Source organism: Bacillus cereus ATCC 14579 (assembly GCF_000007825.1).
GTDB lineage: Bacteria > Bacillota > Bacilli > Bacillales > Bacillaceae_G > Bacillus_A > Bacillus_A cereus.
Window position 1 is genome coordinate 366352 of record NC_004722.1, and the last position, 24082, is coordinate 390433.

Consider the following 24082-nt stretch of genomic DNA (forward strand, 5'->3'; position numbering starts at 1 on the left):
ATAGTAATAACCATATTAATGAAAGAAGATGTAATCTCAAATTTGCTAATTATTAACAAAATGATAATGATTATCACTATTGATTCTTTAAATAATATAATTTTATATAGGTGTATTGTCAATAGTAATTTTGATTGTAAATTTTGCGGAAACAGGTTATATTTTATTGAGAATGATAATCAACGATTAATAGCTGAGGAGTGAGCACGAATGAATCGAGAAGAATTGTTTGATGTAACCGTGATAGGCGGAGGACCTGCAGGGCTTTATTCAGCTTTTTATAGTGGACTCAGAGAAATGAGAACGAAAATAATAGAATTTCACCCACATTTAGGTGGAAAAATACATGTGTATCCGGAAAAAATGATTTGGGATGTAGGAGGACTATTGCCAGTTACAGGTGATAAGTTAATTGAACAACTTGTACAGCAAGGGTTAACATTTAAGCCGGAAGTTGTATTAGATACAAAAGTAGAATCGATTATTCGTAATCAAGATGGTACTTTTACATTAAAAACAAGTACTGGCGAAGAACACTTTTCAAAAACAGTTATCGTCGCAACAGGAAGTGGTATATTGAAACCGCAAAAGTTATCTATTGAAGGTGCTGAGCGATTTGAAGTATCGAATTTAAATTATACAGTTAAATCTTTAAAGCGTTTCAAAGGTAAAACAGTTATTATTTCCGGTGGAGGCAATTCTGCTGTTGATTGGGCAAATGAATTGGAACCAATTGCGAAAAAAGTGTATGTAACTTATAGAAAAGAAGAATTATCTGGTCATGAAGCACAAGTAAAACAACTTATGAACAGCTCAGCGGAGTGTTTCTTTAATACATCGATTACAAAATTAATTGCCGGTGATAATCATGAAGCGATCGAATATGTAGAATTAACAAATCATGAAACAGGTGAGGTTTCTCATTTACCTATTGATGAAGTTATTATTAATCATGGATATGAACGCGACATTACATTATTAGAAAATAGTGAGTTAGACGTTGCAATTATAGATAATTATTATATTGCAGGTAATGCAAATAGTGAGTCTTCAGTAGATGGATTATATGCTGCTGGAGATATTTTAAAGCACGAAGGGAAACTACACTTAATTGCAGGTGCATTCCAAGATGCTGGAAATGCTGTGAATAAAGCAAAACAATTTATCCAACCAGATGCAAGTGAGTACGGAATGGTTTCTTCTCATAATGAAGTATTTAAGAAGAGAAATCGCGAACTGATTAAGCAGATGATGAAATAATAAGGAACAAGTATACCCCCACGTATTTCTCTATTCAAGTGAATGAGAGATGTACGTGGGGGTTTTCCTGTTTACTATATTTTCTATCATTATAATGACACCGGTTTCATCAGTTCATATGATATGAACATTTTATTGGTAAAGCATCCTAGAAAACAATTTAGCTATGTTTTGCTTACACAGAACATGGCTAAATTACGCTGTCCCTTTAGCGCGTTTATTAGGAAATGGCATATTTAGTATAGAAGCAATATACTGTTTTCCGTGTTTTCGAGCCAATGATTCTAATATTTGACGGACGCGTTTTGTAAGATGACCTTGTTTTTGGATGGCTTCACAATATGCGTCATAGAAGGCATATTTAGCCCAAAGGAAATCATCTTGTTGGAATAAGAAATGATTTTTGTACCATTCACCAATTGTATGATAACAATTGTTTTCATGTATTGCTGTGCTTTGAGAAAGAAAACGATCAGATAAAGATACATTCAAATGAGAAATTGTGTTTTCTGTTTCAACTTGCAGTGTTTTTTCTAACATTGTAATGATGTGACGAGTAGCCATATGTTAACTCTCCTTTGTGTAAATGGGTAATACCATTCTATATTTAAAAAATTCTTACTATATAATACTATACAATATATGGAATGCATCTACCTGCTTTTTGAACTGCATTTACGAAATCTTTTTTATTTGTTTACAAAAATAAAGTAAAGTAAGATACAGTATAGATGAAAAAATAATAAAGGAATGAACGCATTGTATATAACAATAGAAGAGACTGCGGAGTATTTGAATTTACCAAAATCGTATATTGAAGAGTTAATTCAGCAAAAGAAAATTCGTGCGCTATTCGATGGAGAGCAATATTTAGTAAATAAAGAACAATTCAATACGCATTTAGAACAAATGGAGAAATATAAGCAATTAGTGGAAGAAATATTGAACGAACCAATTCCAGAAGATATGGATGTTAAAGACGAAGATTAAACTATGGGAAATCCCTTATGAAGATATGCAGAAATGTATCTTCATAAGGGATTTTTTGTTTGAAGATATCAAAAACATAAGGAGTTCTTAGCCTTTCTTCAAATTTTGATAGGTAGTAGTCTACCATGTTAAAAGCATATTTTTTTCTAGCTAGGACAAACATAGAGAACGTAACCTGTACAGATACATATACTATCAGTGCAAAAGCTTATAAATTAATGGAAGGGGTTTTCTCGTGAGTTTATTTCATTGTGATTTTTTGAAAGACTTAATTGGATCTTTTGTGAGAGTAAACAGGGGTGGTCCAGAATCTCAAAAAGGAACAATAATATCAGTATGTCAGGACTACTTCGTATTGAAGAATGAAAAAGGTGAGCTTTATTACTATCAACTTAAACATCTAAAAAGTATTACAAAAAATGCGAAAGAATGTGGATCAAGTGATTGTGAGTGGGAAGATTGCGCCTGTGCAGAAGATTTTGAAGCACTACTTGAAAGTTTCAAATATTGCTGGGTGAAAATTAATCGCGGCGGTCCAGAGAAAGTGGAAGGCATTTTGCAAGATGTTTCTTGTGACTTCGTAACATTAATCGTAAAAGAAGAAATTATATTAATTGCAATAAAGCATATTAAAAGTGTTAACTATAATGCTTTAGCATGCGGAGAGAGTGATGAGAGCGACGATAGTAAGGAAAGTAGCGATAATTCAGGTCGTGCTCGTGCACAAAGACAATCAAGTAGAGGAAGATAATAAGAAAGGGGGATACGAAATTGGAGAATGTATTATGCTGTGACCAAATTAAATGTTTAGTTGGTGAGACTGTAAAAGTAAACCTTCGTGGACCAGAAAGTCGAGTTGGTGAGCTCGTATCGTTAGGAAAAGATTATCTAACGTTACAGTTACCTCATGGTGAATTAGTATATTATCAGTTGAAACATGTGAAGAGTCTAGTGAAGAAAGTGAAAGAAAGTAAATGTGGCGATTGCTATAGTTCATGTTTCTGCTCTGATGAGGATACTTTTTTAGATATATTAAAAGACTTGAAGTATAAGTGGGTAAAAATTAATCGTGGCGGTCCAGAGTGTGTGGAAGGTTTATTAAGTGAGGTACACCATGGCTGTATTACACTAGTAAACGGTGATGAAGTTATTTATGTAATTAAGTCTCATATTAAGAGTGTGAGTCAAGTAGTTAAATGTAAAAAGAATGAAGATGAATAATGTTTAATAAATAAGAGGGGCATTATGAGGGAAAGAGAAGAACAATTTCTTATTTCGATAGTATGAAAAGGAATTACTTACTATTAAAACAGAACTTTGCCCTGATTATTTTTTTAGAAATGGAAGACAGATAAGAAGAAATTCGTAGGAAGGAGGATATAGATGAATGAGTTAAACAAAAGTATTGGAGAAAATATATATGTTAAATTAATCGGTGAAAAAAGATTTAAAGGTGTATTAATTGATGTAGGAAATGATATCGTTGTTCTTTACAATGGACAAGACTACGTATATATATCTTTATATCATGTACAATATTATAAGTTTTTAAGATCAAATGATGAAGAAATCTCAAAACCAGATGTGGATTCTGTAATTAAGAGAGAGTCTCCTTCAATTTCTTTGAGGAAAGTATTAAGTACATCTAAAGGGATTTTTACGGAAATTTATGTAGCCGGAAATGCTCCAATACATGGTTATGTTACAAGTGTGATGAACGATTATATTGTTTTTTATAGTCCAGTTTATAAAACTGTATATATATCTTTAAAACACTTGAAATGGTTAATTCCGTATAAAGAAAATCAAGTGCCTTATGCCCTCAATAAAAATGAACTCCCCGTGAATCCGTTAAATATTACGTTAGCTCGAACGTTTGAAGAACAGCTTATTAAAATGGCTGGGAAAATTATGGTGTTCGATTTAGGTGAGGAGTCCAATAAAATTGGAAAAATGGCGAAAATTGATGAAGGTCATATTGAAATATCAAAAGCACGTGATGCGAAAATGTATGTAAATATTCAACATGTAAAATCTGTCCATTGTCCGTAAGCTAGTTGAAAGGGCTGGCTTTTTCTTTTATATGCAGAAGAAAAGGTCGAGCCTATTTGTTTTAGTTTAATTTGGAGATGAGGGGAAAATGAATTGAATATAAGCATAGTATAGTGTGATTTTTTAAAAGGTAACTTTGCACTAACTTATAAACATTGTGTACGAGCTATCTTATTATATATTCAATTTATTTTTTGAGGAGGAGCTGCTCAACTAATTTATTAAAGGGGTTTTGTTTGTGGAGCAGTTTCCGAATTCGTTATCAATTACATTGCTTGGTAGTGCTGGTGGAGCAGCAAAAGCAGTTTTAGCAATTTTAAATCAAGCGATAGCAAATGAAAAAGATCCAATTTATGAAGTATTAAAGAATGCCAAATTTCATTTGGTGGATATAAAACAAAAAGATAGGACTTATTATGATGAGTTGTTTTCGAATCTGAAAGGTCAATTATATTTATATGAAATAAACCTTCAAAATGTAGTGGAATTTAAACAACATTTAAAAGAAAAAAGAACGAGTGTTGTGATTGATGTTTCAGGGGCAGATACAATTAGAGTATTAAGCTGCTGTAATGAACTAGGAATTTGTTATATTAACTCAGCCTTGGAAAATGAGGCAGTAGATCAGGACGATAGCTTAATTGGCTTTCAGCTTACGGAAAGATATACAAGGTTTGAGAAGGAGAAAGAGAAATTTACAAATACAAAAGCGATTATAGGTTCAGGTATGAATCCAGGTGTTGTTCAATGGATGGTTGTTGAGCTTATGAAGGAACGACCAAATGAAAGGCCAAGAGCATGTTATATTGTAGAACATGACACGTCATTTTTGAATGATACAGCACTTATAAAGCCACATACACTTTATGCTTCATGGGCAGTAGAGCGATTTTTAGATGAAGCGATCTGGAGTTATCCGATGTATATGAGCCATCATCGTCCTCTTTACTTTTATGAAGATGTATATGCTTCAGAGTATAAAGTGAAGTTAGGAGAAAAAGAATTCTATGGTTGTTTAATGCCACATGAGGAAGTATTAATTTTAGGGAAAAACTTTAATATGGAAGTTGGTTTTCTTTACCGAATTAATGAGTATACAACAAATATAATTAGACAGAACTTAGATCAAGTAGAAGATTTATGGAACTGGAATCGTAAAGTGTTTAATCCAGCGGAAGAAGAGGTTGCTGGTGAGGACTTGGTCGGTGTGTTACTCGTTTATGAAAATAGTGAGACATATATGTATAATGTGATGAATAGTAGCCAAGTTTTTCGTAAATATAAAACGAATGCAACGTATTTTCAGGTAGGGTGCGGGATTTATGCGGGCTTGTCCAGTTTACTTTTAGATCAATTTGAACAAGGTGCTTATTACGTTGAGGAGTTGTTATTAAATACAGAAAGTAAGTACGGTGAGTATTTAAATTTATATATGAAGGATTTTGTAATAGGGCATAATAATTTTACGGATGGATTGTTACATGACAGGGTAAGATGGATGTAAGTTGTTACCAAAAGGAAGGAGAGATCTCCTTCCTTTCAGTATTATAAGGTTAAATATTGCCCTGAAAGCAATTTCATACTTATACTTTAAGGAGATAACAATGAAAGTTTTTTGTATCGATCAAGGGGAGTTTTTATATGAATAAATACAAGAGCTTGATTTATGAAGAAAGAAGAGCCTTAAAGGTATTTATATTATTATTTTATATTATATTCTTTTTATATGACGCTATATATTATTTTGTATATCCTGCTATGAATATTAGTGGAACAGCGGTAGGTTGGCCAGAAGGTAGTCTTGGGATAGGTGTGCCTATATTTGTAATAGCATTATTTCCTATTTCTATATATCTTCAAAAAAGAGGGTATGTATATTCTGTAAAATATTTATTTTTATTTGGGTACATGTTTATCAATCTTGTGAATAATTTAATGATTTATTTGCGAACGGATAGACCTTTTGAACATGGCAGTATGGTAGAAATGTTATTAATTTTATTTGCCCCAGTTTTCGTGAATAGAAAATACTTTTATTTAGTGTCCTTTAGTGTAATTGGAAAGTACGTATTTTTCACATTGCTATTACAAGATTTAAAAGTGATAATTCCACTTGTTTTATGTGTATTTTATTTCATTATTTCACATTCTTTATTAAAACGATTTCAATCTTATGTAAGAACAGTGGTTGAAATGATGAACAATATGAAAGAGACGGAAAATTTAGCTGTGATTGGGACTATGTCTACAACAATTGCTCATGAAATTCGAAATCCGTTAACAGCGTTAAAAGGGTTTACGCAAATGCAAAAAGAAAGAAATCCAACTGATACGATGAGCTACGACATTATGCTACAAGAAATTGAAAGAGTCAATGGATTTGTTAGTGAATTGATGTTGTTAGGAAAACCAAAGCCAACAAATTATGAAAGGTGTAATATACGAGACATCCTTCTATATGTTGTGCATCTAATGGAAAGTTATGCAACGCAATATAGAGTTAAATGTCATTTACAAGTAGATGGGAATTTACCGGCTATAAACGGTGATGATAAGCAATTAAAACAAGTGTTATTAAATATCATTAAAAATGGAATAGAATCAATGCCAGAGGGTGGAGAAATTCATATCCGTGCATATCAAAAAACGCAAGGACATTTGTGTATTTCTGTTGAAGACCAAGGATTTGGTATAGAGAATGAGAAGTTAGAAAAAATTGGCAAGGCGTTTTACACAACAAAGGAGACTGGTACAGGACTTGGATTAATGATTACATATAAAATTATTAAGGAACATCAAGGGAGTATCACGATCCAAAGTAGTGTAGGAGTAGGAACGAAAGTAGAAATTTTTTTGCCGACCTTTTAATGTATTGGGAGAAAAGATTTTTCAGAAAAGTGTTCTTGTTGTGTAAATATAAACATTTTATAAAATGTTTCAAGAAGGGTTTTTTTTATAAAATACTTCGTTTATAATGGAGGAAAATATCGACATGAGATTGATTGCTCATGTAGCGGTTCAGTAGTGTTATGAAAAGATAAGAAGGGGTGCACACGCATCCTTTTTTCTATGCAGATATTATGAAAGAGGTGGTATGATGGAATTAACATTAAATTCGACTGTATGTTTACACACGATTCAATTTCGAAAAGAGCAAAAGAATTATATTGTAAAAGATACAATTACAGGAGAAAAATATGAAATGCCGCCACTTTGGATTGATGCATTGGCAATGATGCGTGACGGTTTTTTATTGGGGGAAATTGAGGAGAAATTAAAAGAAGAGTATCCATCCGAAGAAGTGAATATGTTAGCATTCACGAGGCAACTGTTAGAACTAGAACTTGTTGAAATGGTAGATGGAGAAGAGATAGCTTGCACAAAGAAGAAAGAGATAGATTGTTTAGCTTGGGTGCGTCCTCGTGTGGAACAATTCTTTCTTAATTTAAATAGAAAATATAGAAGCAAAGACCAGTAGTGGCCTTTGCTTTTTTTATAGGCTATGTTTAAAAAATAACAGCAAATGCTCTTGCGAAAGCACCGTCACTATTTTTAATTTTTAAAGGTGCTGCTGAGAAAAAGAAACGTTTTTCTTCGATAGCATCTAGATTTGTTAAGTTTTCAATTAAGTAAATATCATTCCCTAGTAATATGTGATGAATCGGTGATGTTTCTGTTGTGACTTCATCAGGAGAAATGAAATCTAAACCGATAGATTTTACTTTTAATCGCACTAGTTCTTTAGCTAATTCTTCAGAAAGATAAAATGCTTCCTTCTCATAAGCTTCTGTATTCCATTTTGTGGATAGATTAGAATGAAAAATAACAATATCACCTTCTTTTATGTCAGTATTATGCAATACTGTCTTAGGTAATTTTCGCTCTTGAATATGTGTTACATCTATAAGAACAGCTTCACCTACAAATTGATCCAGCGGTAATTGATCGATGGTCGTTGCGCCTGAAATAAAATGCGCAGGAGCATCACAATGCGTGCCAACATGAACGACAGAATGAAAATCTGTAACTTGATATCCTGATTCTTCAACACTTGTAACAGCTTTTAGTTGTATTTTAGGTGTTCCAGGAAATTGAGACATATTATTTTCAAATGTTTGTGATAAATCAATTACTTTCATTTTACATACCTCCAATATATGTTTTTCAAATAATAAAAAGCTCATCCTTCAGTATCAAGAAAGATGAGCTTTACATGCTAGTTGAGTTTTATCTTCCAAAATGCATTGCATTTTGCAGGAATTAGCACCTATTCAGTTTGTATAAACTGAGGTTGCTGGGCTTCAAAGGGCCGGTCCCTCTGCCTCTCTTGATAAAGAAGTATTCAGTTTTTAAAATCGGAATTTTCCGATAGTTAAATTGTAATTCATTTCCTTTTTGCGTGCAATACAAAATAGGTATTCACCCAAATAAAGCTGCTCGCATATTGTAGCTTATGTAAATAGAATGCTGCGAAGGAGTGAGTGCAGTGACAGGAAATGTATTAAATTATTATGCTGGTGGTAATACAGCTAGGGGATTTCACAATTTATACGAAGAGAATTTAAAAGGATTAGACAGATTATTTATCTTAAAGGGTGGCCCAGGAACGGGAAAATCTTCTTTAATAAAGGCAATAGGTCGTGAATGGATTGAAAAAGGATATGATATTGAATTTTTACATTGTTCTTCTGATAATAAATCGGTTGATGGTGTAATTATCCCAAAATTAAAAGTAGGAATTGTTGATGGGACATCGCCGCATGTTATTGAGCCAAAAATGCCAGGAGTTGTTGAAGAGTATATAAATTTAGGAATTGCTTGGGACTCAGATAAACTAAGAAAGCAGAAGTTAGAAATTGAAAGATTTGTTTCAGAAGCAAGCAAAGCTTTTCAGTCTGCTTACGCACGTTTTAAAGAGGCATTGGTTATACATGATGAGTGGGAGAAGATATATATTGATAATATAGATTTTAATAAAGCAAATGAACTAACCAATCAGCTAATCCAGAAATTATTTGCAGATAAAAGCGGGAGACAATCGCTTGTAAAACATCGTTTTTTAGGAGCTGCTACACCGAAAGGAGCAGTTGATTTTGTTCCTAATTTAACAGAAGGGTTACCACATCGTTATTTTATAAAAGGGCGCCCAGGTTCTGGAAAATCAACGATGCTCAAAAAGTTAGCTAAGGCAGCTGAAGAAAAAGGGTTTGAAGTTGAAGTATATCATTGCGGATTTGACCCGAATAGTCTTGATATGGTTATCGTAAGAGAATTAGGTTTTGCAATTTTTGATAGCACCGCACCACATGAATATTTTCCAAGTCGCGAGGGTGATGAAATTATTGATATGTATGCCCTTATTGTTACGCCAGGGACGGATGAGAAATATGCGAAGGAAATTCGTGATGTTTCCATTCAATATAAAGCAAAAATGAATGAGGCGATGTCTTTCTTAGCGAAAGCAAAATCGATTCGTGATAAATTAGAACGAATTTATATTGCTGCTATGGATTTTTCAATAGTAGATGCATATAAAGAGGAGATTCAAAAAGAGTTTGAACGAATTGCTGCTACTGTAATTGAAAAGCAACAATAGACGTTTCATTAGGCTGTCAGTAATTTCTGACAGTTTTTTTAGTATGTAGTAAAATTAATAGTGTATTGTCGAATTTCCAAGGAAATAATCAAAAAATGGAGATGTTATGAAATGAGAGAGAAAATCGAGTTGGAGTTAGAAAGAATTGAAAAAGAGAATGATGTAAAAATTTTATTTGCGGTGGAATCAGGGAGTCGTGCTTGGGGGTTTCCATCGAAAGATAGCGATTATGATGTTAGGTTCGTTTATATACATCCGGTAGAATGGTATTTATCAATTCATGACAAACGAGATGTAATTGAATATCCAATTAGTGATGATTTAGATATAAGTGGTTGGGATATTAAAAAGGCGTTGCAACTATTCGCGAAGTCGAATCCTGCTTTACTTGAGTGGATTCGATCACCAATTTTTTATTCGAAAAACTCTAATTTTCCAGAACTACTTCAACAGATGAGTGAGAAGAATTTTGATCCAAAAGCAACGATATATCATTATTTACATATGGCTTCGAAAAATTATCGTGAATTTTTGCAAGGTGAGAATGTAAAGCTGAAAAAGTACTTTTATGTATTACGTCCCATTTTAGCTTGTAAGTGGCTAGAAGAGAAAACGACTTTACCTCCTGTAGAATTTGATCGATTAATTACAGAATTATCATTAGAACGTAGCGTATTAGATGAAATTGAAAAGTTGTTAATAAAGAAAAAAGCAGGTACTGAATTAGATGTTGGATTGAAAATTAAGGTGCTAAATCAATTTTTAGAAGAACAAATTCATTACTATCAGCAATATGTAAAAGGAATTGAAAAGGGATCAGGAATCGATATTGAGAGTTTAAATACATTGTTTCGAGATATGTTGTTTGAAGCATATGAAAAAGAGCACAAGTAAGTTTGTGCTCTTTTTATTTTGTAGGAATGAAGAAAACAGATATAGCTGCGATAAGACCTGCAAAGGAGAATAAGTAAAAATTCCATGCTAAGTCATATTGCATTGTCATAATAATACCGACGAGAATTGGGCCAGCAATTGCACCAACTCGGCCAAGCCCCAGTCCCCAGCCTAAGGAGGTAGCTCGGATATGTGATGGGAAGTATTGTGTTACATATGCATTTAATATTTGAGTAATACCGACTGATCCAATACCAGCAAGGCCAATTAAAAGATAAATGATTGTAACAGATGGTTTGATTGTTAATAGTCCGATACATATGGCTGCCATAAGATAAGAGATGCTAATAACAATTTTTGCTCCTATACGATCAGCAATTGCTCCAGCGAATAATGCGCCGATAGCTGCGGTAATATTTAGCATAAGTAGAAATGACAGACTAGACCCAAGAGGATATCCTGCCTGGCGCATCATCTGTGGTAACCAAGTGTTTAAACCATATATTAAAAACATTCCCATTATATAAGTGATCCAAAAAAGTAGCGTTGCTTTTATGTATTCTTTTGAGAATAAAGTAAAAAATCCATTTTTCTTTCGTATAGTAGATGGGTCTTGATGAGTTTTATCTTTTACATGAAATTCAATTTGAAAACGATTAAGAATTTGGTTCACTTCTTCTTGGCGATTACGTGATAATAAAAATTGAATGGACTCGGGTAAATAGCGAATAATGAAAGGAATGAGGAGTAGTGGAATCATTCCGATACCAAACATAATTCTCCATCCGAAATCTTCTAACATAAGCATGGACAAAATAGCACCTAACACGATACCTAAAGGATAGCCAGTAAACATAAGAGCATAAATAAAAGATTGCCTTTTTTTTGGTGAATATTCAACAGTAAGTGCTGAAGCTGTTGGGATAACACCGCCTAATCCGATTCCTCCTATAAATCGAGATAATCCAAATAACTCAGGAGAAGGAGCGATAGCCGCTAAACCCATTGTGATAGAAAAAAGTGCTAAACAGCATATAAGCGTCCATTTACGCCCAATTAGATCTGTAATCGTTCCAACTAGAATAGCTCCAATAAACATCCCCAATAAAGCATAGCTTGCAATTGTACCAGCATGCGCTGGTGATAGCGCCCAGCTTTTGTCTTCTAGGAGCTTTGGTAGAACGGCACCGTAAATACCTAAATCATATCCATCAGCTAAAATGGCTAGCCAACAAATAAAAACAACAAGTTTTGTAATAGAGCTTGGAAAGATAGTTTCTGTAGATTCTAGATGAGGTGGAGCTGAAGGTTGCATAATATTCACCCCTTTTAATTTGTAGATGAATATATTATTTTATTTAATGTTAATATTTTCCTCCTTGTGTCGAATTTTATCTGAAAAGGGTTTATAACAAATAAAGAAGTTCAACAGTAATTTTGTTGAACTTCTTTATTTGTTTACTCATTATCAACTCGTTTTAACGGTTGATCTGCTGGGCCTTCAAGAACGTCTCCCTCAATTGAAAAACGAGAACCATGGCAAGGGCAATCCCAAGTACAATCACCATTATTCCATTCAACTTCACAGCCGAGATGTGTACAAGTTGTATCGACGATATGTAATTTTCCTTCTTTGTCCTTATAAGCACCTGCTCGTTTACCGTTAACATGTACGACAGATCCTTCACCAACTTCGAGATCTTCTGGCTTACGTAATGCGGTTTCAATCTTTCCTGCAATTAAATGTTTCGCAACATCAATGTTTTGGGAGAGGAATGTTTTTATATCTGGATTTGCATGGAAGCGTGATGGTGCATACAGTTCTTTATAGGGACTGTGGACTTTTAGGATGGAGTCCTTCAGTAGGTGAGCAGCAGCAGTTCCAGTTGTCATTCCCCATTTGCGATATCCAGTTGCAACAAATATATTTGGATTTCTTTCGTTAATATGTCCGATATAAGGAAGCTTATCTAGAGTAATTAAATCTTGTGCTGACCATCTATAAGAAACTTCATCTATTCCAAAAGTGGCTTCAGCAAAAGAATAGAGTGCTTCATAATGAAGCATCGTATTTATTCCCTGACCTGTTTTATGACTCTCTCCGCCAATCAAAATTAATTTTTCTCCATTGTTTGTTATATAGCGTAAGGAGCGCTTTGGATCATCAATACTTAAATACATGCCACCTGGATACTCCGTTTTTGCTTTTATTGCAAGAGCGTAGGAGCGTTCTGCGTACATTCGCGTAAAGAAAAAGCTATTCGCATCATAAAAAGGAAAATGTGAACAAGAGACGACATATTCACAAGTGATATGATGGCCCTCTTTTGTAATTATTTGTGAATAATCGCCCTTTTCCACATCCATAGCTGTTGTTTGTTCGTAGACCTTTCCGCCCATCTCCACAAACTTTTCTAAAAGTGTTTTTAAATAAAGAAGGGGATGGAATTGTGCTTGATTTTTCATTACAAGCGCAGATTGTACTGGAATAGGAATCGATAGAGATTGAACATAGTCACAAGGTATATTTAATTTTTGATAAGCTTCATATTCTTTCGATAAATTTCTTAATCCGTTATCAGTAGTTGTATATAAATATGAATCTTCATTTGAGAAATTACAGTCGATTTTATATGTTTGAACAGTTTTATTTATGAATTGTAGAGCCTGATTATTTGATTCATAGTAAAGCCGGGCCTTTTCTACACCGAAATGATTTATTAATTCATCATAAATAAGATCATGTTGTGCTGTTACTTTCGCTGTTGTATGCCCAGTCGTTCCATTTAAAATACGACCAGAATCAATTAAAACAACATCGATGCCTTCTTTTGCAAGTAAATAGGCAGTAGTAATACCTGTAATACCAGCACCGATAATAGCAACTTTCGTCTTTATATTTTCGGATAAACGAGGGAAAGTAGGAAACTGAGTAGATTCAATCCAATAAGATAGCGGCAGTTGTGGAAATGTATCACTTGTCATTGTGGAAACCTCCTGATTTTAGAACAATTTTCCTTTTAATATTTCCATATTATATGAAATTCATGTGTGTTGTTTTAGAAGTAGTCTATTTTTATTAAAAGAGGTTATAAATTATTTTGATATAATTAATTAGGTGGGGCATTATGATGTAGTAAGATTTATATAAAACTAAATTCAAGTGATTCTGTTTGTTGATTACATAGGGAGTTATTGAATGAGATAGAGTCTATGGCGTTTAAGAAAATGTCTATATATAGTGGGTAAATCCTTATGGAATCTATACATTTTCTTTAGTGAAATAAAGTATGATTATAAAAATATAACCACCTTTTATTACTAGGTCATAAAAGGTGTTGACAATATAGAAATTCTATTGTTATGATTCATCATGTGGAAAGGTTGATAGAGAGTAAAAAGAGAAATGTTTTTCATTGATAATAAAAGCGAAAAATAAGTGACGATAGAGTGAGTATATTTTCCTTATAGTAGATGCTTTTTGGATCATCTAGTAAAATCAATCTGGAAGCAAGAATTGATATATGTAAGTTGCGCAAGGCGCGGCATAAGAAAGGAGCAAAAGGATGAAGGAGCTTCATACGTTTGGGTGGTATGCAGCACGTGTATCACCACATTTGCCGAAAAAAGCATTTAAACCAGTGCCTACTCGTTTATTTGGTGGACTGGCTTATTTGCTTGTGGCATTGGCGGGATTAATATCGATTGGTGTATTTGAATTGAATGTGTGGGCGAATCTAGGAATTGCGATTGTTCTTGGATTATGTTTTGCTTCACTAGGATTTTTAGGGCATGAAATTTTACATGGAACTGTTGTAAGAAAGGCATGGCTTCGTGACTTCTTAGGCGCGATTGCATTTATGCCATTATCAACAGGGCCAAAGCTTTGGAGAAAGTGGCATAATGCAACGCATCATGTTCATACACAGCATGAAGAGAATGATCCAGATGCATGGCCGACACTTGAGAAACTTAAGAAGAGTAAGTTTTTGAGTTGGGTATATCGTATGCCTTTACATGTACGTTCATTCTTTAGTTTTCTGTCACTAACAATTCAATTTACATTGCATTCGACTCGAATGTTCTTTCATTTTATAAAAGAGTTCAAGTCATCCAATCAAAAATCTGTATGGCTTCAACTTCTTTTGCCTTGGACAGTTTGGATTAGTTTATTGTTTATTATGGGACCTGGAAAATGGTTATTTGCATATGTCATTCCGTTGTTAATTGCTAACTTTATTGTAATGGCATATATCGCAACAAATCACCGCTTAAATCCAATTGTTCCAGTAAATGATCCGTTAGCAAACTGTTTGTCAGTAACAGTGCCGCGCTGGGTAGACGTTTTACATTTCAATTTCTCATATCATACAGAACATCATCTGTTTCCCGCTATGAGTTCTAAATACTATCCGTTAGTAAAAGAGAAGATTAAAGAAATGTGGCCGGAACGCTATCATGAGATGCCGATGACAAAAGCTTTGGCAGCGCTATGGAATACACCACGTGTGTATTATCAAGGAAGTGAATTAGTGGATCCGCATAGAGAGCATTTCTATGGTTCTTTAGGAAATGGACTAGATCCTCATAATATTTCATATCGTGAGGAACATATAGAAGAAGAAAAGAGTATTAAAAAAGTAAATCAGTAAAAATTAATATATTTTTGCAATGAAAAAGCAAGCCATCTCAGGCTTGCTTTTTCTTATAAAGAAACTTCCTTTTTGTTCCTTTTATGGACTTGGACGGAGTTAGTTTCTTTTCGTTGTAGTCGTTTTTCTAAAAGATTAACAAAATAAGTAAATAGAAGAACAAGTATGAGATAGTATGCACCAACGATTATGTAAGTATCTAATTGTTGGAAATTACCTGCTGCAATTGATAAACCTGAACCCCATAATTCGGACATTCCTACATAAGCAACAAGTGAAGAATCTTTTAATCCGATAATAAATTGGTTTCCTAGAGGAGGAAGAGACAGACGAAATGCTTGTGGTAATATAATTCGTCGCATAGCTAAAGGATAAGGCATGCCTAAAGAGCGAGCTGCTTCTAATTGTCCCCGGTCAACGGATTGAATAGATCCACGGAAAATTTCCGTAATATATGCTCCGTTATGAATTGCTAAAGCGATTGCACCTGCCCAAAAAGGGGTGAAAACAACAACGGATGTAATCCCAAAATAGAGAATGGCAATTTGAACAATTAAAGGTGTACCACGAATAATAGCAATGTAGACATGAGCGATACTATTTAAAACTTTATTGTTAGAGATTCGAAAGAAAGCGAATAATAATCCAATTAATGAACCGAGTACTAGGGAAGTTAATGTTAATTGTAATGTGACAATAGTAGCCTTTAAGAGTGTGGGATAGGAAGAGATAAAAATTTCAAACATGCGTTTCACCTCATATTGTATAGATTTTAGTAGAGAATGAAATGCCCCACATAAAATGAACATTTAATCAGTGGGGCATTGTTTATGAATCTTTTGAATGGCTAACTTACTTCGTTTTTTCCTCTTCACCGAGAATATTACGCCCGAACCATTTTTTACTGATCTTTTCATACGTACCATCTTTAATGATTTCATCTAACGCTTTATTTACTTTCTCAACCATTTCTTTATCATCTTTGCGAATAGCAATTCCCATTTCATCAAGATTTAATGGTTTTCCGGCTTCTTTTATCTTCGATTTTCCTTCTTTTATCATACGTAGACCAACCATTTGATCCGTAATTACTGCGTCAACACGCCCAGGCTCTAAGTCCATAAGAGCAGTAATATCGCTGTCATATTCTGTGATTTGATCTGTATATTTTGCAACAAGATTTTTAAAGGTACTAGCTTTTACAACACCAATTTTCTTACCTTTTAAATCTTCTGGAGAAGAGATAGCGGTATTCTTTTTAGCCACAAAAATTTGGGCGCCAGAGCGATAGTACGGATTTGAGAAACTAACAGCTTTTAAGCGCTCCTCTGTAATTGCCATACTACCCAGTATTACATCATATTTCTTCGCTTGAAGACCTTGAATCAGCGTTTCCCATGGGTTTGTAACGGGCGTAGCCTTCATGTTCATCTTTTTAGCAAGAGCTTCACCGATTTCTACATCAAAGCCGACAAGTTTGCCGTCATTTTCTTTATAGTTAAAAGGTTTGTATAATCCACTCATCGCATAGCGAAATTCTTTTTCACTATTTGATGAAGTAGTAGAGCTTTCTTTGCTACAAGCTCCTAGTATGAAGGATGTACATAGTGTAATGCTCGCAACAATGGTTAATAGTTTTCTTTTCATAAAACCCCTCCTATATATTGATCATACGGATGGTTTTTTAGTATGTTATTGAAATATTTTATTTGGATGATTAGTTGTGCACCGTATGAATGTATTCCTTTTCGTTTGAAACAAAAGTTACATTATAAAACGTTGCGTAAAAATTGTTTTGCCCGTTCATGTGATGGAGCTGAAAAGAATTGTACTGGCGGAGCATCTTCTACAATCTTTCCATCGTCCATAAAGATGACGCGATCAGCTACATCTTTTGCGAAATTCATTTCATGAGTAACAATAACCATTGTCATCCCTTCTTCAGCAAGTTCTTTCATAACTTGCAATACTTCTCCAACAAGTTCAGGGTCTAAAGCTGAGGTAGGCTCATCAAATAGCATAATCTTAGGGCTCATTGCAAGAGCTCGTGCAATGGCAATGCGCTGTTTTTGACCACCTGAAAGAAGATGAGGAGTTACATCCGCTTTATCTTGAAGGCCGACTTTTTGGAGAAGTTGATTTCCAATATCCTGTGCATTTGCTTTCTCTAATTTTTTTACGTGAATAGGTGCTTCTATGATGTTTTCTAGTGAGGTCATATGAGGAAAGAGGTTAAAGTGCTGAAAAACCATACCGACATTTTCACGGACTTTATTTAAATTTGAATGCTTTGGATCAATTCGCTCACCTTGTAAGTGAATTTCGCCTTCATCGTACATTTCTAAAAAGTTAAGACAGCGAAGTAATGTACTTTTACCAGAACCACTGGCACCAATTAAAACAACAACTTCTTTTTCTTTTACTTCTAAATCAATTCCTTTTAACACATCAAGTGAACCGAATGATTTTACTAGATTTCGAACTTGAATCATACAAAACCCCCAGTTAAAAATATATTTTACAAATGTTGCCCTGTATTTCTGTTATTAGTCATAAATTGTCAGAATCCTTTATTTTTTTCGTGCAATTTGATATTCAAAGAAATAATGATTTTTAAAATCTCTATATCCTTCTATAATGAAAATATGGATAATAATATATAGGTAGTATTTATATTGCTTATAAAAAGGGGGAAAGGGAAGATGGAAAAAGAAAGAAAAACATTTTCTTTTGGATTACGTACACAACTTATGCTATTCACTACAGTTTTAGCTTTCATTACATATTCAACAAGTATATTTTTTATTTACGTGATATACGATTATTTTCAAAGTTATGTAAGTCAAACTGTATATAATATTATCGTTATGTTATTAGGGGTAGTATGGTCTGGAATTTTAGCATATGGAGCAGCCGTATTTTTAATTAAACCGCTTCGCAAGTTAGAGGAAGCGGCAAGAAAAGCAGCTGAGGGTGATATTCGTGAAGATGTTCCATTACCGAAGACAGATGATGAAATTAAATCTTTAAGTGTTGCATTTAATATGATGTTAGGAAACTTAAGGGGCATGGTAAAAAATATTGATACAACATTTTCGTATACAAATAATCAAGTACAGCAGATTAGAAAACAAACAGGCGAAGCAACGAGACAAGCGCAAGGTGTATCTGAGACACTTGCAGAGATTTCTTCAGGCGCTGAGCAATCAGCGGCATCAATTCAAGCAATTGTTTCTGCTGTTGATACAACGACTTCTATTGCAAGTGAAGTAGAAGAAAAAGCGAAGCAGTCTGATACATTGTCTTCAGAAATGGTTGAAGCTTTAGGGCATAGTACTCGTGTCTTTACGTCTTTAATTCAAGGTATTCAAACATTGGCAAAAGAAAATGAAGATTCAATGCAAAATGTACAGAAGTTAGAAGAACGAATGAAACAAGTAGAACATATTGTGTCTGTTGTGAGTGCGATTGCTAGCCAAACGAATTTATTAGCACTAAATGCTTCTATTGAGGCAGCTCGTGCAGGAGAGCATGGAAGAGGCTTTGCGGTTGTTGCGGAAGAAGTACGTAAACTTGCTGATGAAAGTGATCATTCTGCAAGAAACATATCGCAGTTATTACGGAATATGCAAGATGAAGTACAACAAGTTGCAATGAAAATGACAGAACAAGTGAAAATAGCTAAAGAAGAGGCGAAACGTGGGGAAGCTACGGAATTAATTTTAAAAGAAATGTCATCAAGTGTTATGGAAGTAGCCGATGCAACTCAGCAAATTAGTAGTTATATGAATGAACAAGTGAGCCACATTCATCAAACAGGAGCACAAACAAAAGCTGTAGCAGCAATTGCTGAAGAAACGTCAGCTGGTTCGCAAGAAGTAGCACGTGTGACGCTACAACAATCTAAAAATATGATAGTAATCGATCAATTATTAAAGGATTTAGAGAAGCAAGCAACTGATTTGAAACAAACAATTGAACGATTTTCAATGTAAAAGGAAGAACAGAATATTGTTCTTCTCTTTTTTATTTAGCTTGATTTAATATTTACAGTTAAACTATGAACGTTTCCGCAACATTCTTTTCTGTCCCTTTCGGATGAAAATTATAGCGAGCTATAATATTAAAAGGGGTGTCTTTTATGAAAAAAGAAAAAAGACAACGGTTAATTAAACAATTTGTAAAGGAGTATGAAATAGATAAGCAAGAAAGATTAGTAGAATTGTTAGCAAAAAAAGATGTATTAGTAACACAAGCTACGGTTTCTCGCGATATTCGTGAGTTAAACTTAACGAAGGTACCTTCTCAAGAAGGATTAATGATATATAAAGTTTTCTCAGAAGAGCATTTACAAACTGATATAAAGTTAAAGAAAAAATTACGAGAAGTTGTTGTAAAAATTGATTGTGTAGATCAATTAATGGTTATTAAAACATTACCTGGTAATGCACATGTTATTGGTGTTTTATTTGATGAATTAGATTGGAAAGAAAAAATAGGATGTATATGTGGAAATGATACATGCCTTATAATTTCACAGTCGAAATCAGATAGGGAGATTATAGAAGAAAGATTAAATTTAATTATTTAGATGCAAAAATCCTGTTTTTAATAAAATTAAAAACAGGATTTTTGCTTAAATACGGAAGTTAAATATTCAATATATATGCGTAATATATGTATTTTTTATTGAGAAAGCAAGATAGTTTGTTATAAAAATACATATTCGTATGATTTTAAAAAAATAACTTGTTTAATATTTCACAATGATAATGTGGATGCTTTCACAAAGATGAAAATACAGAGCATTTATTATGTACTTGTAAGACATCAAACATATTTAAAAGGAGGTACAACAAATGAAACATCCGATACATGTTACTTCAGAAATTGGGGAATTACAAACGGTTTTATTAAAACGACCGGGTAAAGAAGTGGAAAACTTGACGCCAGATTATTTGCAGCAATTATTATTTGACGATATTCCATACTTACCAATTATTCAAAAAGAGCATGATTATTTTGCACAAACGTTACGCAATCGGGGTGTTGAAGTTCTTTATTTAGAAAAACTAGCCGCTGAGGCGTTAGTAGATAAAAAACTTCGAGAAGAATTTGTTGATCGTATTTTAAAAGAAGGACAGGCCGACGTAAATGTTGCACATCAAACTTTAAAAGAATATTTACTTTCCTTTTCAAATGAAGAATTAATTCAAAAAATTATGGGCGGTGTACGGAAAAACGAAATTGAAACAAGTAAGAAGACACATTTATATGAATTAATGGAAGATCACTATCCGTTTTACTTAGATCCAATGCCTAATTTATATTTTACTCGTGATCCAGCAGCTAGCGTGGGCGATGGCTTAACGATAAATAAGATGAGAGAACCAGCGCGTAGACGTGAATCATTATTCATGGAGTACATCATTAAATATCATCCAAGATTTGCAAAACATAATGTACCAATCTGGTTAGATCGTGATTATAAATTTCCGATTGAAGGTGGCGACGAGCTAATTTTAAATGAAGAAACAATTGCGATTGGAGTATCTGCTCGTACTTCAGCTAAAGCAATTGAACGTTTAGCTAAAAATCTCTTTAGCCGACAAAATAAAATTAAGAAAGTGTTAGCAATAGAAATTCCAAAATGTCGAGCATTTATGCATTTAGATACAGTATTTACAATGGTTGATTATGACAAGTTTACAATTCACCCAGCCATTCAAGGGCCAAAAGGGAATATGAATATTTATATTTTAGAAAAAGGATCAGATGAGGAAACTCTTAAAATTACACATCGTACTTCTTTAATGGAAGCATTAAAAGAGGTATTAGGCTTAAGTGAATTAGTTCTTATTCCATGTGGAGGAGGAGATGTAATTGCTTCTGCTCGTGAACAATGGAATGATGGCTCGAACACATTAGCAATTGCGCCAGGTGTAGTTGTTACATATGATCGCAACTATGTATCTAATACGTTATTACGTGAACACGGTATAGAAGTGATTGAGGTGCTAAGTTCGGAATTATCTCGTGGTCGTGGGGGTCCACGTTGCATGAGTATGCCAATTGTTCGTAAAGATATTTAGTATAAATAACGGAGAAAGTAGGGATGAATTATGTTAATGACTAGACCAAATTTAAAAGGAAGAAGCTTTCTAGCAGAAAAAGATTTTACACAAGAAGAATTGTTATATTTTCTAGATTTGGCAGCAGAATTAAAAGAGAAAAAGAAAAATGGTATCCCGCATCATTATTTAGAAGGTAAAAATGTAGCGCTCTTATTTGAAAAAACTTCTACTCGTACGCGTTGTGCATTTACAGTAGCATGTACAGATTTAGGGGCAAATCCTGAATATTTAGGGAAAGGTGATATTCAACTTGGGAAAAAAGAATCTGTAGAGGATACAGCAAAAGTGTTAGGGCGTATGTTTGACGGAATTGAGTTTCGTGGATTTAATCATGAAACTGTAGAATCTTTAGCACAAAATTCTGGTGTGCCAGTTTGGAATGGATTAACAGATATGTGGCATCCAACACAAACACTAGCAGATTTATTAACAATTAGAGAACATATAGGGAAATTGAAAAATGTGAAGCTCGTTTACGTTGGCGATGGGCGAAATAATGTTGCTAATAGCTTACTAGTTGGTGGAGCAATCGTTGGAATGGATGTACGTATTTGTACACCGGAATCTTTATGGCCTGCACAAGAAGTAATTGATTTAGCAAAAAAATATAATGAACAAGTAATGATAACAAGTAATGTGGAAGAAGCTGTTGCGAATGCAGATGTAATTTATACAGATGTATGGGTGTCTATGGGGGAAGAAGAAAAATTTGCTGAACGTGTCGAGTTATTGAAACCTTATCAAGTAAATATGAAAATGATTAAAGCAACAGGGAATGAAAACGTGATTTTCTTACATTGTTTACCTGCATTTCATGATGTTGAAACGATGTATGGCGAAGAAGTTTATGAGAAATATGGGTTGAAAGAAATGGAGGTAACTGACGAAGTATTCCGCAGTAAACATTCAAAAGTATTTGATCAAGCTGAAAATAGAATGCATACAATTAAAGCGGTTATGGCAGCTACTTTAGGAAACATGGAGTAAAGAAGAAAGGGAGTCTTCCTTTCTTCTTTCTCCTCCTTTAGACACTATCATTCACTATTGCTTTTGTATTGTTATTGCAATTAAAGAGAGGTGAGTGGAATGGGTGAAGATAAGAAATTAGGGTTGTTTACACTAACGGCTCTTGTAGTTGGGTCTATGATTGGCGGTGGAGCCTTTAATTTAGCGAGTGATATGGCAAAAGGTGCTGGTGCTGGAGCCATTATTATTGGCTGGGTTATAACAGGAATTGGGATGATCGCACTCGGATTATCTTTTCAAAATCTAACTGTAAAACGGCCAGATTTAGATGGTGGTATTTTTAGCTATGCAAAAGCAGGGTTTGGTAATTTTATGGGGTTTAATAGTGCATGGGGATACTGGCTATCTGCTTGGCTTGGGAATGTAGCTTACGGTACATTATTGTTTTCTTCATTAGGATATTTCTTCCCGATCTTTGAAGGCGGTCAAAATGTAGAATCCATTATTGGTGCAAGCGTATTATTATGGTGTGTTCACATGTTAATTTTACGTGGAGTTCAATCAGCAGCCCTTGTGAATTTAGTAACTACAATCGCAAAATTAGTACCTGTATTTGTATTTATTGTCATAGGAATCTTTGCGTTTCATATTGATACGTTCTTAGATGGATTTTGGGGGCAAACTGGTTCTTTTTCATGGGGAGCAGTTGGCAGCCAAGTTAAAAGTACAATGCTTGTAACTTTATGGGTATTTATTGGGGTAGAAGGGGCTGTTGTTTTATCCAGTCGAGCAAAAAATAGAAGTGATGTAGGGAAAGCAACCGTTATTGGCTTAATTGGTACACTCATCATTTACATTTTAATCACATTATTGTCTCTTGGACTTATGCAGCAAGCAGACATTGCAGGTTTGAAAAATCCGGCTATGGCTTATTTGTTTGAAAGTGTTGTTGGAAAATGGGGTGCTATCTTTATTAATTTAGGTTTAGTCATCTCTGTATTAGGTGCTTGGTTAGGTTGGACTTTGCTCGCTTCTGAAATTCCATATTTAGCGGCTAAAGATGGAGTATTTCCAAAATGGTTCGCAAAAGAAAATAAAAATAAGGCTCCAGTAAATTCATTATGGATAACAAATGGTTTAATACAAATATTCTTGTTAACATTCGTCGTTTCTGATCAGGCGTATAACTTTGCATTCTCTTTAGCATCTTCAGCTATTTTAATCCCATATGCTTTTTCAGCATTTTATCAACTGAAGCATAGCTTAAAGTCTGAAGAAGCAGATCGAAATAAAAATATAATAATTGGCTTGATCGCAAGTATTTATGGCGTGTGGTTAGTTTATGCAGCCGGTTTAGAGTATTTATTATTAACAATGACTTTATATGCGCCAGGTATTTTTATTTTTTACAATGTTCAAAAGCAAAAGAGTTCGAAGCAAATATTTACTCGAGTGGAATTAGCATCATCCGTAGCAATTGGTGCTTTAGCATTCTTTGCGATTTATGGATTAATTACAGGCAGTATTACTTTATAAAG

At 33.9% G+C, this 24082-nt stretch carries 22 protein-coding genes, 2 pseudogenes and 1 riboswitch; of the genes and pseudogenes, 17 read left to right on the forward strand and 7 right to left on the reverse strand.

Annotation, left to right across the window (positions count from 1 at the left end; genetic code table 11):
• Window positions 1–210: 210 nt before the first annotated feature.
• Window positions 211–1260 (forward strand): NAD(P)/FAD-dependent oxidoreductase, encoded by a 1050-nt coding sequence (locus BC_RS01955; protein ID WP_001078295.1) that lies wholly within the window; start codon window positions 211–213, stop codon window positions 1258–1260.
• A 195-nt stretch (window positions 1261–1455) separates the two neighbouring features.
• On the opposite strand, the gene BC_RS01960 is transcribed toward BC_RS01955, so the two are convergent.
• Window positions 1456–1824, reverse strand: a complete 369-nt coding sequence (locus BC_RS01960; protein WP_000235476.1) for a hypothetical protein — start codon at window positions 1822–1824, stop codon at window positions 1456–1458.
• A 186-nt stretch (window positions 1825–2010) separates the two neighbouring features.
• Here BC_RS01960 and BC_RS01965 point away from each other — a divergent pair, with 186 nt between their 5' ends.
• From BC_RS01965 to BC_RS01995, 7 genes are all read left to right on the forward strand, one after another.
• Entirely contained in the window at window positions 2011–2250 is a 240-nt protein-coding gene (locus BC_RS01965; protein ID WP_002025240.1) for a helix-turn-helix domain-containing protein, read from the forward strand.
• A 235-nt stretch (window positions 2251–2485) separates the two neighbouring features.
• Complete coding sequence (locus tag BC_RS01970) at window positions 2486–3001, forward strand: spore coat protein B (RefSeq protein WP_000051525.1); 516 nt, start codon at window positions 2486–2488, stop codon at window positions 2999–3001.
• A 20-nt stretch (window positions 3002–3021) separates the two neighbouring features.
• Window positions 3022–3471 carry a spore coat protein B gene (locus BC_RS01975; RefSeq protein WP_000432509.1) on the forward strand — a complete coding sequence of 150 codons (450 nt, stop codon included), beginning with the start codon at window positions 3022–3024 and terminating at the stop codon, window positions 3469–3471.
• Window positions 3472–3633: 162 nt separating this feature from the next.
• Window positions 3634–4302: a hypothetical protein gene (locus BC_RS01980; protein WP_001004284.1), complete on the forward strand. Its 669-nt coding sequence runs from the start codon at window positions 3634–3636 to the stop codon at window positions 4300–4302.
• 238 nt (window positions 4303–4540) lie between these two features.
• Window positions 4541–5806 (forward strand): hypothetical protein, encoded by a 1266-nt coding sequence (locus BC_RS01985; protein ID WP_000434719.1) that lies wholly within the window; start codon window positions 4541–4543, stop codon window positions 5804–5806.
• Between the two features lie 137 nt (window positions 5807–5943).
• The gene (locus BC_RS01990) at window positions 5944–7170 is read left to right on the forward strand and encodes an ATP-binding protein (RefSeq protein ID WP_001046103.1); all 1227 of its coding nucleotides are present in this window, start codon (window positions 5944–5946) and stop codon (window positions 7168–7170) included.
• A gap of 229 nt (window positions 7171–7399) precedes the next feature.
• Window positions 7400–7780, forward strand: a complete 381-nt coding sequence (locus BC_RS01995) for a hypothetical protein (RefSeq protein WP_000424116.1) — start codon at window positions 7400–7402, stop codon at window positions 7778–7780.
• 28 nt (window positions 7781–7808) lie between these two features.
• On the opposite strand, the gene BC_RS02000 is transcribed toward BC_RS01995, so the two are convergent.
• Window positions 7809–8441 carry a cyclase family protein gene (locus BC_RS02000; RefSeq protein ID WP_000862987.1) on the reverse strand — a complete coding sequence of 211 codons (633 nt, stop codon included), beginning with the start codon at window positions 8439–8441 and terminating at the stop codon, window positions 7809–7811.
• An 85-nt stretch (window positions 8442–8526) separates the two neighbouring features.
• Window positions 8527–8639, reverse strand: a riboswitch (SAM riboswitch).
• 149 nt (window positions 8640–8788) lie between these two features.
• Between BC_RS02000 and BC_RS02005 the strand changes: the two genes are divergently transcribed.
• Both BC_RS02005 and BC_RS02010 read left to right on the forward strand, forming a co-directional pair.
• Complete coding sequence (locus BC_RS02005; RefSeq protein WP_000147460.1) at window positions 8789–9898, forward strand: PRK06851 family protein; 1110 nt, start codon at window positions 8789–8791, stop codon at window positions 9896–9898.
• Window positions 9899–10009: 111 nt separating this feature from the next.
• Window positions 10010–10792 carry a nucleotidyltransferase domain-containing protein gene (locus BC_RS02010; protein ID WP_001208237.1) on the forward strand — a complete coding sequence of 261 codons (783 nt, stop codon included), beginning with the start codon at window positions 10010–10012 and terminating at the stop codon, window positions 10790–10792.
• A 13-nt stretch (window positions 10793–10805) separates the two neighbouring features.
• Here BC_RS02010 and BC_RS02015 read toward each other — a convergent pair whose 3' ends face one another.
• Both BC_RS02015 and BC_RS02020 read right to left on the reverse strand, forming a co-directional pair.
• Window positions 10806–12107 (reverse strand): MFS transporter, encoded by a 1302-nt coding sequence (locus BC_RS02015; RefSeq protein ID WP_001183086.1) that lies wholly within the window; start codon window positions 12105–12107, stop codon window positions 10806–10808.
• Between the two features lie 143 nt (window positions 12108–12250).
• On the reverse strand, window positions 12251–13777 hold the full coding sequence (locus BC_RS02020) for an FAD-dependent oxidoreductase (RefSeq protein WP_000199987.1): 1527 nt from the start codon (window positions 13775–13777) through the stop codon (window positions 12251–12253).
• 581 nt (window positions 13778–14358) lie between these two features.
• Here BC_RS02020 and BC_RS02025 point away from each other — a divergent pair.
• Window positions 14359–15444 (forward strand): fatty acid desaturase family protein, encoded by a 1086-nt coding sequence (locus BC_RS02025; protein ID WP_000661226.1) that lies wholly within the window; start codon window positions 14359–14361, stop codon window positions 15442–15444.
• 53 nt (window positions 15445–15497) lie between these two features.
• Here BC_RS02025 and BC_RS02030 read toward each other — a convergent pair whose 3' ends face one another.
• The 3 genes from BC_RS02030 to BC_RS02040 form a co-directional block, all read right to left on the reverse strand.
• Window positions 15498–16253: an amino acid ABC transporter permease gene (locus BC_RS02030; protein WP_002025246.1), complete on the reverse strand. Its 756-nt coding sequence runs from the start codon at window positions 16251–16253 to the stop codon at window positions 15498–15500.
• A 43-nt stretch (window positions 16254–16296) separates the two neighbouring features.
• A complete protein-coding gene (locus tag BC_RS02035) occupies window positions 16297–17091 on the reverse strand; it encodes an ABC transporter substrate-binding protein (RefSeq protein ID WP_000823765.1) in 795 nt (264 codons plus the stop codon).
• A gap of 122 nt (window positions 17092–17213) precedes the next feature.
• Entirely contained in the window at window positions 17214–17936 is a 723-nt protein-coding gene (locus BC_RS02040) for an amino acid ABC transporter ATP-binding protein (RefSeq protein WP_000616927.1), read from the reverse strand.
• A 375-nt stretch (window positions 17937–18311) separates the two neighbouring features.
• On the opposite strand from BC_RS02040, the pseudogene BC_RS28355 reads away from it, so the two are divergent.
• The 6 genes and pseudogenes from BC_RS28355 to arcD form a co-directional block, all read left to right on the forward strand.
• A pseudogene (locus tag BC_RS28355) lies at window positions 18312–18497 on the forward strand (HAMP domain-containing protein); the annotation flags it as partial.
• Window positions 18498–18866: 369 nt separating this feature from the next.
• Window positions 18867–19439: pseudogene (locus tag BC_RS28360) on the forward strand (methyl-accepting chemotaxis protein); the annotation flags it as partial.
• Window positions 19440–19585: 146 nt separating this feature from the next.
• A complete protein-coding gene (gene argR / locus BC_RS02050; RefSeq protein WP_000711826.1) occupies window positions 19586–20035 on the forward strand; it encodes an arginine repressor in 450 nt (149 codons plus the stop codon).
• A 268-nt stretch (window positions 20036–20303) separates the two neighbouring features.
• Window positions 20304–21536: an arginine deiminase gene (gene arcA / locus BC_RS02055; protein WP_000682331.1), complete on the forward strand. Its 1233-nt coding sequence runs from the start codon at window positions 20304–20306 to the stop codon at window positions 21534–21536.
• A 30-nt stretch (window positions 21537–21566) separates the two neighbouring features.
• Window positions 21567–22565 carry an ornithine carbamoyltransferase gene (gene argF, locus BC_RS02060; protein WP_000930289.1) on the forward strand — a complete coding sequence of 333 codons (999 nt, stop codon included), beginning with the start codon at window positions 21567–21569 and terminating at the stop codon, window positions 22563–22565.
• 99 nt (window positions 22566–22664) lie between these two features.
• Window positions 22665–24080: an arginine-ornithine antiporter gene (gene arcD, locus BC_RS02065; RefSeq protein ID WP_000503412.1), complete on the forward strand. Its 1416-nt coding sequence runs from the start codon at window positions 22665–22667 to the stop codon at window positions 24078–24080.
• The last annotated feature ends 2 nt before the right edge of the window (window positions 24081–24082 follow it).

Bases quoted from the DNA above. Each gene is read 5' to 3' on its own strand.
- arcD (WP_000503412.1), top strand. From the start codon at position 22,665: ATGGGTGAAGATAAGAAATTAGGGTTGTTTACACTAACGGCTCTTGTA.
- BC_RS02035 (WP_000823765.1), bottom strand. From the start codon at position 17,091: ATGAAAAGAAAACTATTAACCATTGTTGCGAGCATTACACTATGTACA.
- BC_RS02025 (WP_000661226.1), top strand. From the start codon at position 14,359: ATGAAGGAGCTTCATACGTTTGGGTGGTATGCAGCACGTGTATCACCA.
- BC_RS02000 (WP_000862987.1), bottom strand. From the start codon at position 8,441: ATGAAAGTAATTGATTTATCACAAACATTTGAAAATAATATGTCTCAA.
- BC_RS01995 (WP_000424116.1), top strand. From the start codon at position 7,400: ATGGAATTAACATTAAATTCGACTGTATGTTTACACACGATTCAATTT.
- BC_RS01960 (WP_000235476.1), bottom strand. From the start codon at position 1,824: ATGGCTACTCGTCACATCATTACAATGTTAGAAAAAACACTGCAAGTT.
- argR (WP_000711826.1), top strand. From the start codon at position 19,586: ATGAAAAAAGAAAAAAGACAACGGTTAATTAAACAATTTGTAAAGGAG.
- BC_RS01955 (WP_001078295.1), top strand. From the start codon at position 211: ATGAATCGAGAAGAATTGTTTGATGTAACCGTGATAGGCGGAGGACCT.
- arcA (WP_000682331.1), top strand. From the start codon at position 20,304: ATGAAACATCCGATACATGTTACTTCAGAAATTGGGGAATTACAAACG.
- BC_RS02040 (WP_000616927.1), bottom strand. From the start codon at position 17,936: ATGATTCAAGTTCGAAATCTAGTAAAATCATTCGGTTCACTTGATGTG.
- BC_RS01965 (WP_002025240.1), top strand. From the start codon at position 2,011: ATGAACGCATTGTATATAACAATAGAAGAGACTGCGGAGTATTTGAAT.
- argF (WP_000930289.1), top strand. From the start codon at position 21,567: ATGTTAATGACTAGACCAAATTTAAAAGGAAGAAGCTTTCTAGCAGAA.
- BC_RS02010 (WP_001208237.1), top strand. From the start codon at position 10,010: ATGAGAGAGAAAATCGAGTTGGAGTTAGAAAGAATTGAAAAAGAGAAT.
- BC_RS02030 (WP_002025246.1), bottom strand. From the start codon at position 16,253: ATGTTCATTTTATGTGGGGCATTTCATTCTCTACTAAAATCTATACAA.
- BC_RS02015 (WP_001183086.1), bottom strand. From the start codon at position 12,107: ATGCAACCTTCAGCTCCACCTCATCTAGAATCTACAGAAACTATCTTT.
- BC_RS01980 (WP_001004284.1), top strand. From the start codon at position 3,634: ATGAATGAGTTAAACAAAAGTATTGGAGAAAATATATATGTTAAATTA.
- BC_RS01990 (WP_001046103.1), top strand. From the start codon at position 5,944: ATGAATAAATACAAGAGCTTGATTTATGAAGAAAGAAGAGCCTTAAAG.
- BC_RS02020 (WP_000199987.1), bottom strand. From the start codon at position 13,777: ATGACAAGTGATACATTTCCACAACTGCCGCTATCTTATTGGATTGAA.